17 protein-coding genes, 1 tRNA gene and 1 other RNA gene are annotated in these 14,000 nt (G+C 71.7%); 13 read left to right on the forward strand and 6 right to left on the reverse strand.

Annotated features, from left to right (window positions below):
* Positions 1-89 precede the first annotated feature (89 nt).
* Complete coding sequence (locus VK611_14960; GenBank protein ID HMG42634.1) at positions 90-992, reverse strand: LysR family transcriptional regulator; 903 nt, start codon at positions 990-992, stop codon at positions 90-92.
* Between the two features lie 109 nt (positions 993-1,101).
* Between VK611_14960 and VK611_14965 the strand changes: the two genes are divergently transcribed.
* Both VK611_14965 and VK611_14970 read left to right on the forward strand, forming a co-directional pair.
* Entirely contained in the window at positions 1,102-1,680 is a 579-nt protein-coding gene (locus VK611_14965; protein HMG42635.1) for a dihydrofolate reductase family protein, read from the forward strand.
* Positions 1,681-1,737: 57 nt separating this feature from the next.
* A complete protein-coding gene (locus tag VK611_14970; protein HMG42636.1) occupies positions 1,738-2,244 on the forward strand; it encodes a hypothetical protein in 507 nt (168 codons plus the stop codon).
* A 121-nt stretch (positions 2,245-2,365) separates the two neighbouring features.
* On the opposite strand, the gene VK611_14975 is transcribed toward VK611_14970, so the two are convergent.
* Positions 2,366-3,283 carry an NADP-dependent oxidoreductase gene (locus VK611_14975; GenBank protein HMG42637.1) on the reverse strand — a complete coding sequence of 306 codons (918 nt, stop codon included), beginning with the start codon at positions 3,281-3,283 and terminating at the stop codon, positions 2,366-2,368.
* Between the two features lie 115 nt (positions 3,284-3,398).
* Here VK611_14975 and VK611_14980 point away from each other — a divergent pair, with 115 nt between their 5' ends.
* Positions 3,399-3,839, forward strand: a complete 441-nt coding sequence (locus tag VK611_14980; GenBank protein ID HMG42638.1) for a helix-turn-helix domain-containing protein — start codon at positions 3,399-3,401, stop codon at positions 3,837-3,839.
* A gap of 96 nt (positions 3,840-3,935) precedes the next feature.
* Here VK611_14980 and ssrA read toward each other — a convergent pair.
* Positions 3,936-4,325, reverse strand: a transfer-messenger RNA (tmRNA) gene (gene ssrA / locus VK611_14985).
* An 84-nt stretch (positions 4,326-4,409) separates the two neighbouring features.
* On the opposite strand from ssrA, the gene bioA reads away from it, so the two are divergent.
* Genes bioA through VK611_15000 form a run of 3 tightly spaced genes read left to right on the forward strand, consistent with a single transcriptional unit; the run spans position 4,410 to position 7,464 of the window.
* Positions 4,410-5,705: an adenosylmethionine--8-amino-7-oxononanoate transaminase gene (gene bioA / locus VK611_14990; protein ID HMG42639.1), complete on the forward strand. Its 1,296-nt coding sequence runs from the start codon at positions 4,410-4,412 to the stop codon at positions 5,703-5,705.
* Positions 5,702-6,820: an 8-amino-7-oxononanoate synthase gene (locus VK611_14995; GenBank protein ID HMG42640.1), complete on the forward strand. Its 1,119-nt coding sequence runs from the start codon at positions 5,702-5,704 to the stop codon at positions 6,818-6,820. Before bioA ends, VK611_14995 begins: the two co-directional genes overlap by 4 nt.
* A complete protein-coding gene (locus VK611_15000) occupies positions 6,817-7,464 on the forward strand; it encodes an AAA family ATPase (GenBank protein ID HMG42641.1) in 648 nt (215 codons plus the stop codon). Before VK611_14995 ends, VK611_15000 begins: the two co-directional genes overlap by 4 nt.
* 9 nt (positions 7,465-7,473) lie before the next feature.
* Here VK611_15000 and smpB read toward each other — a convergent pair whose 3' ends face one another.
* A complete protein-coding gene (smpB, locus tag VK611_15005; protein HMG42642.1) occupies positions 7,474-7,953 on the reverse strand; it encodes an SsrA-binding protein SmpB in 480 nt (159 codons plus the stop codon).
* 46 nt (positions 7,954-7,999) lie between these two features.
* Between smpB and VK611_15010 the strand changes: the two genes are divergently transcribed.
* From VK611_15010 to rdgB, 6 genes are all read left to right on the forward strand, one after another.
* Positions 8,000-8,407 (forward strand): M67 family metallopeptidase, encoded by a 408-nt coding sequence (locus tag VK611_15010; protein ID HMG42643.1) that lies wholly within the window; start codon positions 8,000-8,002, stop codon positions 8,405-8,407.
* A gap of 66 nt (positions 8,408-8,473) precedes the next feature.
* The gene (locus VK611_15015) at positions 8,474-9,421 is read left to right on the forward strand and encodes a pyridoxal-phosphate dependent enzyme (protein ID HMG42644.1); all 948 of its coding nucleotides are present in this window, start codon (positions 8,474-8,476) and stop codon (positions 9,419-9,421) included.
* 15 nt (positions 9,422-9,436) lie between these two features.
* Positions 9,437-10,255 carry a glutamate racemase gene (gene murI, locus VK611_15020; GenBank protein ID HMG42645.1) on the forward strand — a complete coding sequence of 273 codons (819 nt, stop codon included), beginning with the start codon at positions 9,437-9,439 and terminating at the stop codon, positions 10,253-10,255.
* A 177-nt stretch (positions 10,256-10,432) separates the two neighbouring features.
* Positions 10,433-10,609 carry a hypothetical protein gene (locus VK611_15025; GenBank protein ID HMG42646.1) on the forward strand — a complete coding sequence of 59 codons (177 nt, stop codon included), beginning with the start codon at positions 10,433-10,435 and terminating at the stop codon, positions 10,607-10,609.
* Between the two features lie 33 nt (positions 10,610-10,642).
* Positions 10,643-11,395 (forward strand): ribonuclease PH, encoded by a 753-nt coding sequence (gene rph, locus VK611_15030; protein HMG42647.1) that lies wholly within the window; start codon positions 10,643-10,645, stop codon positions 11,393-11,395.
* A gap of 19 nt (positions 11,396-11,414) precedes the next feature.
* Positions 11,415-11,984 (forward strand): RdgB/HAM1 family non-canonical purine NTP pyrophosphatase, encoded by a 570-nt coding sequence (gene rdgB, locus VK611_15035; protein HMG42648.1) that lies wholly within the window; start codon positions 11,415-11,417, stop codon positions 11,982-11,984.
* Between the two features lie 12 nt (positions 11,985-11,996).
* On the opposite strand, the gene VK611_15040 is transcribed toward rdgB, so the two are convergent.
* Both VK611_15040 and VK611_15045 read right to left on the reverse strand, forming a co-directional pair.
* A complete protein-coding gene (locus VK611_15040) occupies positions 11,997-13,034 on the reverse strand; it encodes an alanine racemase (protein ID HMG42649.1) in 1,038 nt (345 codons plus the stop codon).
* Positions 13,035-13,064: 30 nt separating this feature from the next.
* Positions 13,065-13,138, reverse strand: a tRNA-Leu gene (locus tag VK611_15045).
* Positions 13,139-13,282: 144 nt separating this feature from the next.
* Between VK611_15045 and VK611_15050 the strand changes: the two genes are divergently transcribed.
* Entirely contained in the window at positions 13,283-13,999 is a 717-nt protein-coding gene (locus tag VK611_15050; GenBank protein ID HMG42650.1) for a dihydrofolate reductase family protein, read from the forward strand.
* Position 14,000: the final 1 nt, after the last annotated feature.

The following is a 14,000-nucleotide window of genomic DNA, read 5'->3' on the forward strand; positions in this document are numbered from 1 at the left end:
GACCGACGTCGCGTACGCCTCCGGGGGTAGAGGAGGCCCTGGCGTGGTCGGCCGTCGGGCGTAGGCACGCAGCCTGAGCACTCAGGCACCTATGAGCACGGCCTCAAGCGGTCCATGAAGGCCTCTGCTGCTGGCGTCGGCCCCAGTCGGCTCCAGATCAGGTGCTCGATTCGGTGCGAGGTGTTCACCACTGGCATGACGGTCACTCCTGGTAGCTGCACCGCATAGGTGGAGGCGAGGAGGGCGACGCAGAGACCCTCGGTCACGAGCCGCGCCATGACGAGGGGGTCCGTGATCTCGAAGGCGACCTTGCGCTCCAGACCGGCGGCGAGGAACGCGCGGTCGGCCTGTATCCGACCGGTTGTCCCGGCGGGGAAATCGACGAACTCCTCGTCGGCGATCGTCTCCAACCGGATGCGCTTGCGGGCGGAGAGCCGGTGGTCGGGTGCCAGCAGTGCGGCCAGTGGATCGCGGGCGAGCGGCCGGCTGTTGAGGTTGGGGATCTCGACGCCCTCGGCAAGACCCAGGAACGCGACGTCAAGGGCCCCGTCGCGGACCTGGTCGGCGAGGGCGTCGCTCCCACCTGTCAGGAGACTGATCCGAACCTGCGAGTGTTCCTGATGAAACGTTCGCAACGCTGCGGGTACGTCGACGGCCGCTGCCGTCGGAATCATCCCGACGGCGAGTCGACCACGGATCTCTCCGGTCGCCGCGTAGACCTCCGCCCGCGCCCGCTCCGCAGCCCTCAGGCACTCGCGGGCGGCCGGAAGCAGCGCCGCGCCCGCCGGCGTCAACGCCACCGACCTACTCGTGCGGTGGAACAGCCGGGCACCCAACTCCTGCTCGAGCTTCGCGATCTGGTGGCTCAACGCCGACTGCACGACGAAGCACCGTTCCGCCGCGCGGGTGAAGTTGCCGAGCTCGGCCACGGCGACGACGTACTTCAGCTGCTGGAGGTCCATCCGGCAATCGTGAATCACGATCAGTCTCATGACAACAGTGCATTGGAATCATCGCTGTCGATGCCGCAGGCTGGTCGGCGTACGAGCCTCCACCGGCTGCCAAGACCCGGCCATGACTGCCAAGTGAGAAGGACCTGACATGAGCGCTGTTTACACCTGGGACGTCTTCTCCACCCTCGACGGATACGGCTCCTACGCCGAGGGCGGTGACTGGGGCGGCTACTGGGGCAAGCAGGGCCCCGAGCTGCTCGAGCACCGTGCCGCCCTGTTCGACACCGAGCAGCGGATGGTCTTCGGCGCCACCACCTTCCGGGAGAACGCGCAGATCATGTCCTCGGGCATCGATCCCAACACGCTCGACGAATGGAACATCCGGACGATGCGCATGCCGGCGACGGTGGTGTCCTCCACGTTGCAGGACACCCTTGGCTGGCCGGACGCAACCATCGTGAGCGGTGACGCCGTGGACATCGTCGCCCGGCTCAAGAAGGAGTCGGACGTGCCGCTGCGCTCGCAAGCCAGCCTGACGCTGAACTGGGCACTGATGGCCGCCGGCCTGGTCGACCGCCTGCAGGTGACGGTCTTCCCCGTCATCTCCGGACGGACCGGGACCAGCCCGATCCTCGGGGGCGCGGCCGACTTCGACCTCGAGCTGCTCGAGAGCCGGACGCTCGACGGCCACACCCAGGAGCTCGTCTACCGCCCCACCCTCCGATAACGGCGTCCTCCCGCCGCGTCCGGGGGCGCGGCAGGCGGTCTGGCTAGCGTCGGCGGGATGGAGTTCACAGTGGACGACGACTCCGGGTTCCTGGGGATCGTCGACCCGGATGCGTACGAGGGCTTCGTCGCCGAGGACTGGACCTACGAGTCGCTCTTCGCGCGCTTCGCCGCTCAGACGGCTCGACGAGCGCTGCTGCTGTGGGCGACGTCGGCGGACGGCGGCTCGTGGACGGTGGCGCTGGACGGCACCCTCGCCGGTGCCCGGTCCGCCACCGGGCCGATCACCTCCCGGCAGGGGCGGCTCTGCCTCGTCAACTACGAGACGCTGACGATGGCCGCGCAGTTCGCCGACGTGACGCTGCCCGAGCCGCACCTGGCCGACCTCGAGCTCGACGTGACCCCCGGCACGTACGCGTGCACGGTCACGCAGGTGCACGGCGACGACAGCCATCCCGCGCCCCACTTCGGCCTGCACCTCGCCCCGTCCGACGGGGCCCTCACCCCGTGGGCGGGTCCCGCGTGGTTCGACCCGGCGAGCAGCGCCTTCACGCCCCTCAGCTGACCGGTCAGGCCGGGGGAAAGGCCATCGGTGCTCGTCCTTCAGTGCGAGCTTGGCGGCACACACCGAAAGAGTCACACCGGTGGCCCCACACCGCGGTGGACGTCCTCGACCACCTCGATGGTCAGGGCGTGAGTACGTAGCGACCGCGCACCCCGCCCTTGGCCACTGCTCGGTGGGCGTCGGCGACCTGGTCCAGCGGCACGACCGCGTGCACTCTGGCCGGCAGCTCGCCGGACGCGACGCGCTCGAGCAGGTCGCCCAGTCGAGCCCCGTCGGGGATCGCGACGACGACGTCGACGGTGATCCCGCGCTCGGGAGCCGGCTTGGCGGCCGGCTGGACACCGACGAAGTCGCCGCCGTCGCGGACCAGGGCGAGGCCCCGCTCCTGCAGCACTCCGCCATCCGCGACGGCATCCCAACCCGGTTCGGCGTGGATGGTGAAGTCGACGCCGAGGCCGCGGACGAACTCCTCGTCGTCGGCTCGAGCCAGACCGGTCACCTGCCAGCCGCGATCCTGGGCAAGTGCGGCGACGTAGCCGCCGACCGCGCCGGCGGCCCCCGTCACGAGCAGCCGGTCGGCGTCGGGGGGTGCGTCGCCGAGCAGGTCGACGATCTGGGCCGCGGCCAGGGCGTTGAGCGGCACCGTCGAGGCCGCGACCAGGTCCAGCCCGTCGGGCACGACAGCCAGGTTGGCGACCGGCACGACGAGCTGCTCGGCGTAGGTGCCGAAGTCGCGGTCGAAGCCGTCCACCACGCCGGCGACCCGGGTGCCGACCGCCAGGGCCACACCCGGGCCAGCGGCGGCGACGGTGCCGGCGAAGTCCCAACCCAGGCCGGTGTGATGGGGCTGGTCGACCAACCCCATCTCGTGGAAGCGGCCGCTCACGACGCCGAGGTCGACGGGGTTCACGGCCGCGGCGGCGATCTCCACGCGGACCTCGCCCGGCCCCGGCTCGACGACGGGAACGTCGATGATCTCGATCGAGTCGGGGCCATCCGGGTTGTGGACGACGGCGGTACGGAAAGTGATGGTGCTCATGGTTCGCTCCTTCGTGGGTGCGTTGTGTACGACTCCACTATGGATCTGTTACTCTCTGAGGGGAAGAAGGCACCTCAGAGTGCGTAAGCCACCATGAGGTAGGGAGGAGCGTTCGATGCCAACGACGTCGGCGGCCGAGCAGCGGGCTCAGGCGAAGGTGAACTACGACGCGTTCCTGGCGGGCTGCCCCAGCCGCCAACTGCTCGACAGGATCTCCGACAAGTGGGTCGCGCTGATCCTGGCCGCGCTCGGCAGCGACGGCCCACACCCAAACGGCGATGCCGTCGACGAGCCACGGTCGATGCGCTACTCCGAGCTGTCACGCCGACTGGCCGGAGTCAGCCAGAAGATGCTCACCCAGACACTGCGCTCCCTCGAACGAGACGGCCTGCTCACCCGCACCGTGACACCGACGGTGCCGGTCACGGTCACCTACGAGCTGACCGACCTCGGTCTGTCGCTCCACCACGTGATGCGCGACATCAAGCAGTGGGCCGAAGCACACATGGACCAGGTCCTCGCCAACCGCGATACGTACGACACCCACATCGCCTGAGCGGCAGCCCAACGATTCGTCAGTACCAACCCCAAAAACCACAACAGACCGAACCCTGAGGGTTCGGTCTGTCCAGGATCTCTCGAGAGATCACAAGAGTGGAGCTGGGGGGAATCGAACCCCCGTCCGTCGAGCGGTTGGCGTCCGCGATACGACCATTCCCGAGGTTTTGCGGCTCTACGGCTGCCGCACCGCCGGGTCAGTAGGCCTCGCTAGGAGGCCGCCGCCAGGTCTTTGCCTGAGGTCAGCGGTCTTTCACGCCGTCAGCGGTCTTTCCCGCCGTCAACCACCGCTTCTGTTGCCGGGCTGCGGTGATCAGGCCCCGCGTGCCATCACTGGTCGCTGGTGCTCTCGTACTACCTAGGAACTAGGCAGCGACAGCGTAATCTGCGTTGGCAGATGTGTTTTTTGCGCCGTTTTGGGAGTCTGCGCAACTCCGGTCGCACGATCCGACTTCCGGTCTCGACGTCGAAACCGATCAGCCCCGTGTTGTGTCTGACGATGTCAATGAGCGTCGACCACTCTACCGGCACCCGTCCCCCGCCCCCGGCTCCTTTAGGCTGCGGCGCCATGGCCGACCACACGAGTTGGGCCGAGCGTGATGCCGCGGTCGTGTGGCACGGGTTCACCCAGATGTCGTGCTACCTCGACAACCAGCCGATCGTGGTCGAGGCCGCCGACGGCCACGAGCTGATCGACGTCGACGGTCGCCGCTACCTCGACGCCATCTCGTCGCTGTGGGTCACGACGCTGGGCCACAACGTCCCCGAGCTGGACGACGCCCTCCGCGCCCAGCTCGACCGGGTCGCCCACTCGACGCTGCTCGGCAACGGCAACCGCGCCACGATCGAGCTGGCGGAGGCGCTGGCCGCGGTCGTGCCGGTCGACGGGCCCCACTTCCTGTTCGCCTCCGACGGAGCCGCGGCCGTGGAGCAGGCCCTCAAGATCGCCTTCCAGTACTGGGCCAACCTCGGCGTCGAGGGCCGGACCCGCTACCTCACCCTGGGCAACGCCTACCACGGCGACACGGTCGGGTCGCTGTCGGTCGGCGCCGGCGGCTTCGGCACCGACCTGTTCGATCCGCTGCGCTTCCCGGTCGTGCGGGCTCCCGGCTACGACGACCCGGGCTGGGCGACGGCGGCCGCCGCCCTGGTCGACGAGCACGGTCCGTCGCTCGCGGCGGTGGTGCTGGAGCCGTTGGTGCAGGGGGCCGCCGGGATGCTGGTGACCGACCCCGAGGCCTACCGCCCGCTGGTCGACGCCTGCCGCCGGCACGACGTGCTGCTCGTGGCTGACGAGGTGGCGGTGGGGTTCGGTCGCACCGGCACCCTGTTCGCGAGCGACCAGTGCGACCTACGACCCGACCTGCTGGTCCTCGGCAAGGGCCTCACCGGCGGCTACCTGCCGATGTCGGTGACCGTGGCCAGCGAGCGGGTCTACCAGGCGTTCCTCGGCCCCGACCTGTCGGAGCGCACCTTCTACCACGGGCACTCGTTCAGCGGGAACGCCCTGGCGGCGGCGGTCGCCCTGCGGCACCTGCAGCTGATCGACGAGAAGGACGTGCTGGCGAACGTCGTCAGCCGGTCGGCCACCCTGGACCGGCTGCTGGGCGCCGAGGTCGCGGGACTGCCGGCCGTGCGCGAGGTGCGGCAGCGGGGCCTCATGGTGGGCGTCGAGCTGGCGCCCCCGTCCGACGGTCTGCGCTGGGGGCGCCGGGTGTGCGCCGCGGCCGTGGGGCGGGGGGTCCTGCTGCGGCCGCTGGGCGACGTCGTCGTGCTGATGCCCCCTCTGACGATCACCGACGCCGAGCTGGAGCGGATCGTGTCGACCCTGGTGGAGGCGATCCACGAGGTGTGCGAGCCGTGAGCGACTGGGACCGCCGGGTGGGGGACCGGCTCGACGGCATCCGTGACGCCGGGCGGTGGCGCCGGCCCCGCACGCTCGACGCGACCGACGCGGTGTCCGGGCAGGTGGACGGGACGCCCGTCGTCGCCTTCGCCAGCAACGACTACCTCGGGTTGTCGCACCACCCGGCCGTGATCGCCGCGGCCCACGCCGCGCTCGACCGCTGGGGCGCGGGCACCGGGGCGGCCCGGCTGGTGGTCGGCTCCCGTCCGGTGCACGACGAGCTGGAGGCGGCGCTCGCCGACTGGAAGGGCACCGAGGACGCCGTGCTGTTCCCGACCGGGTTCGCCGCCAACCTCGGCGTGCTCACGGCCTTCGGCGGCGCCGACGTGACCGTGCTGTCCGACGAGCTGAACCACGCGTCGATCATCGACGGCAGCCGGCTGGCCCGGGCGACCGTCGAGGTCTACCGCCACGCCGACGTCGACCACCTCGCCAAGCTGCTCGCCGACTGCGCCGGCCCCGCCCTGGTGGCGACCGACACCGTCTTCTCGATGGACGGCGACGTCGTCGACCTCGCCACGCTGGTCGACCTCGCCGCCGCCCACGACGCCCTGCTGGTGCTCGACGAGGCCCACGCCGTCCTCGGCCCCGAGCTGCCCACGTCGGCCCAGGCCGACGGCCGGGTCCTCCGGGTGGGGACGCTGTCGAAGACGCTCGGTTCGCTGGGCGGCTTCGTCGCCGGGCCGAGGGACTACGTCGACCTGCTCCGCAACGTCGCCCGGTCGTTCATCTTCACCACGGCGTCGTCACCCGCCGACATGGCTGCGGCGCTGGCCGCCGTCGGGGTCGTCCGCTCGGCGGAGGGGGATGCGCTGCGGGCCCGACTGCGGGGCCACGTCGACCGGCTGCGGCCCGGGCACCCGTCGCCGATCGTGCCCGTGGTGCTGGGTGACGAGGCGACGGCGGTGGCCGCGTCGGCCCAGCTGGAGCGCCAGGGCCTGCTGGTGCCGGCGATCCGCCCGCCGACCGTGCCGCCGGGGACGTCCCGCCTGCGGGTCGCCCTGTCCGCCGCCCACACCGCCGACCAGGTCGACCGCCTCGCCGCGGCCCTCGCGGCCCTGGCCCCGGCATGAGCTCCCGGCCCGAACGGGTGGTGCTCGTCACCGGGACCGGCACCGAGGTGGGCAAGACCTGGGTGGCGTGCCGGCTGGCGGTGGCGCTGCGGGACCGGGACCTGGTGGTGGCGGCCCGCAAGCCCGTGATGTCGTACGACCCCGACGACGACCCGACCACCAGCGACGCCGTGCTGCTCGCCCGGGCCACCGACGAGACCCCCGAGGCGGTGTGCGCCCCCCACCGCTGGTACCCGGTGGCGATGGCCCCGCCCATGGCGGCCGAGGCGCTGGGGCGGCCGCGGTTCACGGTGGCGGACCTGGTGGGTGAGACCGTGTGGCCGTCGGATGCGGCCGTGGGCCTGGTGGAGGCGGCCGGCGGGGTGCTGTCGCCGCTCGCCGACGACGGGGACGCCGTCACGCTCGCCGACCACCTCGAACCCGACCTGGTGGTGCTGGTGGCCGACGCCGGGCTCGGCACCATCAGCGCCGTGCGCCTGGCGGCCGGTGTCCTCGACGGCTGGCCGGTGACGGTCGTGCTCAACCGCTACGACCCCCTCGACGACGTCCACCGCCGCAACCGGGCGTGGCTCGTCGACCGCGACCAGTTCGACGTCGTCATCTCCGCCGAACAGATCCTCCCCACGCTCCTCGGCTGGGGCTGACTCGGGTGATCAGCGACCGCCGCGGCGGGCGTGGGCGACGGCCCGGTCGGCATCGCGGGCGGCGTCGCGCTCGGCGATGACGTGGCGCTTGTCGTAGGTCTTCCGGCCCCGGGCGAGCGCCAGGTCGATCTTCACCTTGCCGTCCTTGAAGTAGATCGACAGCGGCACCAGCGACAGGCGCTGCTCGTCGACCTTGGAGCGCAGCCGGGCGATCTCGTCGCGATGCAGCAGCAGCTTGCGGGCCCGCTCGGCCTCGTGGCCGCTGTGCATCTGGGAGTTCTCGTAGGGGGCGATGTGCAGCGACTCGAGCCACACCTCGCCGCCGTCGAAGCGGGCGAAGGCGTCGCTGATCTGGACGTGGCCGAGCCGCAGCGACTTCACCTCGCTCCCGCGCAGCACCATGCCGGCCTCGACGGTCTCGAGCACCTCGTAGTTCCGGCGAGCCCTCCGGTTGGAGGCCACCAACTTCGTCCCGTCGGGTCGTGGCATAGCGGAACCGACGAGCCTACAGGCGGCCGCCGCTAGTCTCCGGCCGGTGCTGACGTTGTCGAACGAGGTGTGGCTGCAGATGGTGGGCCACGCCTACGACGGGCTGCCCGACGAGGCATGCGGGCTGTTCGCCGGCGACCCGGGGTCGGGGTTGGTGCGGGTGTTCTACCCGTGCCGCAACGCCGCAGCGTCGAGCCGGGTCTACACCGTCGACCCCAAGGACCACCTGGCGGCGGACCGGGATGCGGAGGCCCGAGGCCTCGAGCTCCTCGGCGTGATGCACAGCCACACGCACACCGAGGCCTACCCGTCGTCCACCGACGTCGCCCAGGCCCCCGACCCGGCGTGGCACTACGTGATCGTGTCGCTGAAGCGGGAGGCGCCGGTCCTCCGGTCGTACCGCATCGTGGACGAGTCGATCTCCGAGGAGCCGGTGGCGCTCGGAGCGGGGTAGCGGCGGCTGTTAGGATTCCTGACAGGATCGATCGGGAATTGCCCGGTCTCCGACCCCGGCCGTCACATGCCTGTCCTGCCCTCGATACTCGACCTCATCGGCAACACGCCCATGGTCGACGTCAGCGCGCTCAGCCCCAACCCGGCCGTGCGCATCGTCGCCAAGCTGGAGGGCCAGAACCCCGCCGGGTCGATCAAGGACCGCATCGCCTGGGCGATGATCCAGGCGGCCGAGGCCGACGGCGCGCTGCGGCCGGGCAAGACGATCATCGAGCCGTCGTCGGGCAACACCGGCATCGCCCTGGCGATGATCGCCGGGATGCGGGGCTACCCGATCAAGATCGTGATGCCCGAGAACGTGTCGATCGAGCGCCGGCAGGCCCTCGAGGTGTGGGGCGCCGAGATCCTGGTGACGCCCGGGGCCGAGGGGTCGAACGGTGCCGTCCGCCGGGCCCAGGCGCTGGCCGACGAGCACCCCGAGTGGACGTTCCTCTACCAGTACGCCAACGAGGCCAACCCCCGGGCCCACTACGAGGGCACCGGCCCCGAGATCTGGAATGACTGCCCCGAGGTCACCCACTTCGTCGCCGGCCTGGGCACCAGCGGCACGCTGATGGGCGTCGGGCGGTTCCTCAAGGAGCAGAACCCCGACATCAAGGTGGTGGCCATCGAGCCGCCGCTGGGGGAGCGGGTGGAGGGCCTGCGCAACCTCGACGAGGGCTACATCCCGCCCGTCTACGAGAAGTGGGGCGGCCCCGACCTGCTCGACCGCAAGCGCATCGTGCGGCCCCGCGAGTCGATCGAGTGGACCCGCCGTCTCACCGAGGTGGGCGTGTTCTCGGGCATCTCGGGCGGTGCGGCGCTGGCCGGTGCGGCCAAGGTGGCGTCGGAGATCGACGCGGGCGTGGTCGTGGTGGTGCTCGCCGACGGCGGCTGGAAGTACCTCTCCACCGGCGCCTGGACCGCCGACATCGACGAGGTCACCGCCCTCGCCGAACGCCTCATCGTCTTCTAGCCGGGGATGGAGGTCTTGCCGACGACCGACGAACGGCCGATCGGCATGTTCGATTCCGGGTTCGGGGGGCTGACGGTGGCCCGGGCGGTGATCGACCTGCTGCCCGACGAGCGGCTGGTCTACGTGGGCGACACCGGCCGCTACCCCTACGGCCCCCGCCCGCTCGAGGAGGTGCGGCACTTCGCCCACCAGATCACCGACCACCTCGTCGCCGACCACGACGTGAAGCTGGTGGTCGTGGCGTGCAACACGGCCAGCGCCGCCGCCCTGGAGGACCTGCAGGCGGCCACGCCCGTGCCGGTGGTCGGTGTGATCGAGCCCGGCGCCCGCTCGCTGGTCGCCGCCACCCGCAGCGGACGGGTGGGGGTGATCGGCACCGTGGGGACGATGTCGTCGGGCGCCTACCAGCGGGCCGTCGAGGCGCTGGAGGTCCCGGTGGAGCTGACGTGCGCGGCCTGCCCCGGCTTCGTCGAGTTCGTGGAGAAGGGCGAGCTGGCCAGCGACCAGGTGCACGTGCTGGCGGAGCGGCTGCTGGCCCCGCTGCAGGAGGCCAAGGTCGACACCCTGCTGCTGGGCTGCACGCACTACCCGTTCCTGGCCCGCACGATCGGCGACGTGATGGGCCGTGACGTGGTGCTGGTGTCGTCGGCCGACGAGACCGCCTTCGAGGTGCGCCGGCTGCTGGACTCCGAGGTGGTCGGCGCGGCAGCCGGCGGCGACCGTCCGCCCCGCCACCGCTGGCTCTCGTCGGGCGACGTCGACTGGTTCGACGAGCTGGGCCGACGCCTCCTCGGTCCGGAGCTGGCCCAGGCCGAGCCCGTGCCGTGGGCCTGAGCGTCACCGTCCTCGGGTGTGCCGGGAGCTATCCCGGGCCGGGGGATGCCTGCAGCGGGTACCTGGTGCGCAGCGACGAGGCGACGGTGGTCGTCGATCTCGGGTCGGGGACGCTGGCCAACCTCCAGCGCCACGTCGCCATCGCCGACGTCGACGCCGTGGTCGCACGAGGGCCGCGTGCAGCACCTGTCGGGCCGCCAGGCGGGGACGCTGGCCGAGGGCGCCCGGGTGCGACGACTCCTGCTGACCCACATCACGCCCGGCCTCGACCCGGCGGCCCAGAAGGCCGACGCCGCGGCCGAGTTCCCGGGCCCGATCGACATCGCTACCACCAACACCACTTACTCGATCTAGCCGGTCGGGTAGGCCTGTTAGCGTCGCAGGACGATGCGAGCCGACGGACGAGCGCCCGACGAGCTGCGGCCCGTCACCTTCGAACGAGACTTCACCGAGATGGCGGCCGGGTCATGCCTGGTCAGCTTCGGTCAGACCAAGGTGCTGTGCACCGCCTCGATCGACCCCGACGTCCCCCGCTGGATGAAGGGCCGGGGCAACGGCTGGGTGACCGCCGAGTACTCGATGCTGCCGGGATCGTCGTCCGAGCGGGTGCGCCGGGAGATCAAGGACGGGCGGCCGTCGGGTCGCTCCCAGGAGATCCAGCGGCTGATCGGCCGGGCGCTGCGCTCGGTGTGCGACATGTCCGTGCTGGGCGAGCGGCAGGTGACCGTCGACTGCGACGTGCTCCAGGCCGACGGCGGCACCCGCACGGCGTCGATCTGTGGCGGCTACCTGGCGTTGCACGACGCCCTGGCCCGGCTGGTCGACCACGGGGCCATCGGTGCCCACCCGCTGGCGGCGGCCTTCTGCGGCGCCATCTCCGTGGGCATCGTCGACGGCCTGCCCCTGCTCGACCTCGCCTACGTGGAGGACAGCGCGGCCGACGTCGACATGAACGTGGTGATGACCTCCGAGGGCCGCTTCGTCGAGCTGCAGGGCACCGCCGAGCGCATGGCGTTCAGCCGCGACGAGCTCGACCAGATGCTGGCGCTGGCGGAGAAGGGCATCACCGAGCTGATCGAGCTGCAGCGCGACATGGTGTCGGTACCGCCCCCGTTCCGCCCCCCGGTGCCGACGCGCTGAGCGGGTCGGGCGCCGGGCCGTGCGTGGGGGTGGGAAGCGGGTGCTCGTCCTGGCGACGGGCAACGCCCACAAGGTGGAGGAGGTCGCGGCCATCCTCGACGGCTGGGTGGTGGAGCCCCACGACCCCGAGGTCGAGGAGACCGGCACGACGTTCGAGGAGAACGCCCTCCTGAAGGCCCGGGCGGTCGCCGTGGCCACCGGCGACCTGGCGGTGGGCGACGACTCGGGCATCGAGATCGACGCCCTGGGTGGGGGGCCGGGCATCCACTCGGCCCGCTGGACCTACGAGAGCGACTGGATCCCCCGGGTGCTGCGGGAGCTGAAGCTGGTGCCGGCCCGGGAGCGGGGCTGCCGCTACGTGTGCGCCGCCGCGGCCGTGTGGCCGGACGGGCGTGAGGTGGTGGTGCGGGGCACGGTCGAGGGCGTGATCACCCAGGTGCCCCGGGGCACGGGCGGCTTCGGCTACGACCCGATCGTCCAGCCCGTCGAGGGCGACGGCCGCACGTTCGCCGAGATGACGGCGGCCGAGAAGCACTCGTTGAGCCACCGGGCCCGGGCCGTCCGAGCCCTCCTGCCGTACCTCTCCTGAGCGCCCGCCGGGCTACCAGTTGCGGAGGTCGACGGGCCACACCGCGGTGATGGGCGCGTCGGGCGTGGGGGTCGGGGCGCCCGTGTCGGCCAGGTCGGCGACGTAGATGCGCTCGTGGAGGGCGACGGTCGGGTCGACGTGGGCGGGCAGGACCGCCACCCGGTCGCCGACCCGCACCGGGTGCTCGCGCCGCATGCCGAACGTGATGTGCTCGTCGGACACGAACCAGACGTCGCCGGCGTCGACCACCGTGGGGTCGCCGTGGTCCATGGAGTGCGACTTGAGCCCGGCGTCGAGCACCGCCCAGCCGTTCTGGTTCACGGAGATGACCGTGGCCCACAGGTAGAGGGCGTGGCGGAAGGCGGGCGCGTGCGGGATGTACTCCGTGTCCATCAGGCAGTAGGAGCCGGCCTGGACCTCGGTGACCCAGGGGTTGCAGTCGTACGTGCCGGTGCCGCCGCCGGAGACCACGTCGCCGCCGACCGCCTCGGCCGCCGCCAGCAGCAGCTTCATGGCCGCCTCGACCTGCGTGGCCTTGGTCTCCCCGGGCTCCCGCATCAGGTGCCCCTCGTAGCCCATGACGCCCCGGACCTCGAGCCCGCGGGACCGGGCCAGGTCGGCCAGCGCACCGGCCTCGTCCGGGTTGCAGCCGCAGCGGGGCATGCCGACCGACACGTCGACCAGCACCTCCCGGACCCCGCCCCTCACGGCGGCGTCGACGGTCTCGGGCGAGTCGACCGCCACCGTCACCCGGGCGGCCTCGGCGGCGACCAGCGCCCCCAGGCGGGTGCAGTCGAGCACCTCGTTGGCCAGCAGCAGGTCGGCCCCCAGCCCGGCGGCGGCCATGCCCTCGATCTCCCGGACGGTGGCGCAGCAGAACGTGTCGTGCCCGGCCTCGTGGAGCTCCCGGGCCAGCGCCGTCGACTTGAACGCCTTCACGTGGGGCCGCAACTGCCGCCGGGGATGGGCGGCCGCCATGGTGGCGACGTTGTGCGCGAACGCCCCTTGGTCGACCACCAACGCCGGCGTCTGGATGTCGGCAAGCTTCACGCCCAGCGACCTTAACGGCCCAGACCGCGGTGCCGGCGGCGGGATTCGAACCCGCACTGAACAGATTCTAAGTCTGTTTCCTCTACCGATTGGGACACGCCGGCTTCACGTTTCGCCTGCACCAAGTCGGGGTCAGCGCATGGCAATTGGGGCACAGGATACGTAGGTTGTCGAGGCGGTCACCCATGTGCTCACCGTTGATGTGATCCAGGGCGTCGAGAACCCGGCGCCGGTTCCGACTACCGGGCATGACACAGGTGACCGCACAGATGTCGATCTCCCTCGACGGGTACTACACCGGGCCCGTCGACAACCGGGATCCCAAGGACATGACCGGCTGGACGCAGGGGCCCGAGGCGCCCGGGTTCTTCCGGGTGACCCGCTGGGCCGTCAACGCCATGGGTTGGCGGGAGCGGCAGGGCTACGCCGGGGGCGAGCGCTCGGTCAACTCCGAGATCATCGAGGAGACGTTCGCCGCCGCCGGGGCCTACGTGATGGGCCGGCGCATGTTCGACGCCGGCGAGGTCCCGTGGGGCCCCAACCCGCCGTTCCGGGCGCCGGTCTTCGTCGTGACCCACCGGCCCCGTGAGGTGCTGCAGCGGGAGGGCGGGACGTCGTTCACGTTCGTGACCGGCGGCGTCGAGGAGGCCGTGGGGTTGGCCCGGAAGGCCGCGGCGGCGGTCGGCAAGGATGTGGCCGTCGCCGGCGGCGGCACCCTGGTGCGCCAGGTGCTGCGGTTGGGGCTGCTGGAGCAGCTGGAGCTGCACATCGCGCCGGTGGTGCTCGGCGACGGCCAGCGCCTGTTCGACCCCAGCGTCGATCTGGCCGACGACCAGGGCATCGAGCTGACCCCGACGCGGGTGGTGTCTGACCCCGAGGTCACCCACATCCGCTACAGCGTGGGCGCCCGCACCCGGCTGGTGCTGGACGACGACCGCTTCACCGGCTCCGGCCAGGGTGCGTAGG

The sequence above is a fragment of the Acidimicrobiales bacterium genome (genome assembly GCA_035316325.1).
Classification (GTDB): Bacteria; Actinomycetota; Acidimicrobiia; order Acidimicrobiales; family VFJN01; genus DASXTK01.

Excerpts from the sequence above, each read along its gene's own strand:
- VK611_14960 (HMG42634.1), bottom strand. The coding sequence starts at position 992 with ATGAGACTGATCGTGATTCACGATTGCCGGATGGACCTCCAGCAGCTG.
- VK611_14965 (HMG42635.1), top strand. The coding sequence starts at position 1,102 with ATGAGCGCTGTTTACACCTGGGACGTCTTCTCCACCCTCGACGGATAC.
- VK611_14970 (HMG42636.1), top strand. The coding sequence starts at position 1,738 with ATGGAGTTCACAGTGGACGACGACTCCGGGTTCCTGGGGATCGTCGAC.
- VK611_14975 (HMG42637.1), bottom strand. The coding sequence starts at position 3,283 with ATGAGCACCATCACTTTCCGTACCGCCGTCGTCCACAACCCGGATGGC.
- VK611_14980 (HMG42638.1), top strand. The coding sequence starts at position 3,399 with ATGCCAACGACGTCGGCGGCCGAGCAGCGGGCTCAGGCGAAGGTGAAC.
- bioA (HMG42639.1), top strand. The coding sequence starts at position 4,410 with ATGGCCGACCACACGAGTTGGGCCGAGCGTGATGCCGCGGTCGTGTGG.
- VK611_15000 (HMG42641.1), top strand. The coding sequence starts at position 6,817 with ATGAGCTCCCGGCCCGAACGGGTGGTGCTCGTCACCGGGACCGGCACC.
- smpB (HMG42642.1), bottom strand. The coding sequence starts at position 7,953 with ATGCCACGACCCGACGGGACGAAGTTGGTGGCCTCCAACCGGAGGGCT.
- VK611_15015 (HMG42644.1), top strand. The coding sequence starts at position 8,474 with ATGCCTGTCCTGCCCTCGATACTCGACCTCATCGGCAACACGCCCATG.
- rph (HMG42647.1), top strand. The coding sequence starts at position 10,643 with ATGCGAGCCGACGGACGAGCGCCCGACGAGCTGCGGCCCGTCACCTTC.
- VK611_15050 (HMG42650.1), top strand. The coding sequence starts at position 13,283 with ATGACACAGGTGACCGCACAGATGTCGATCTCCCTCGACGGGTACTAC.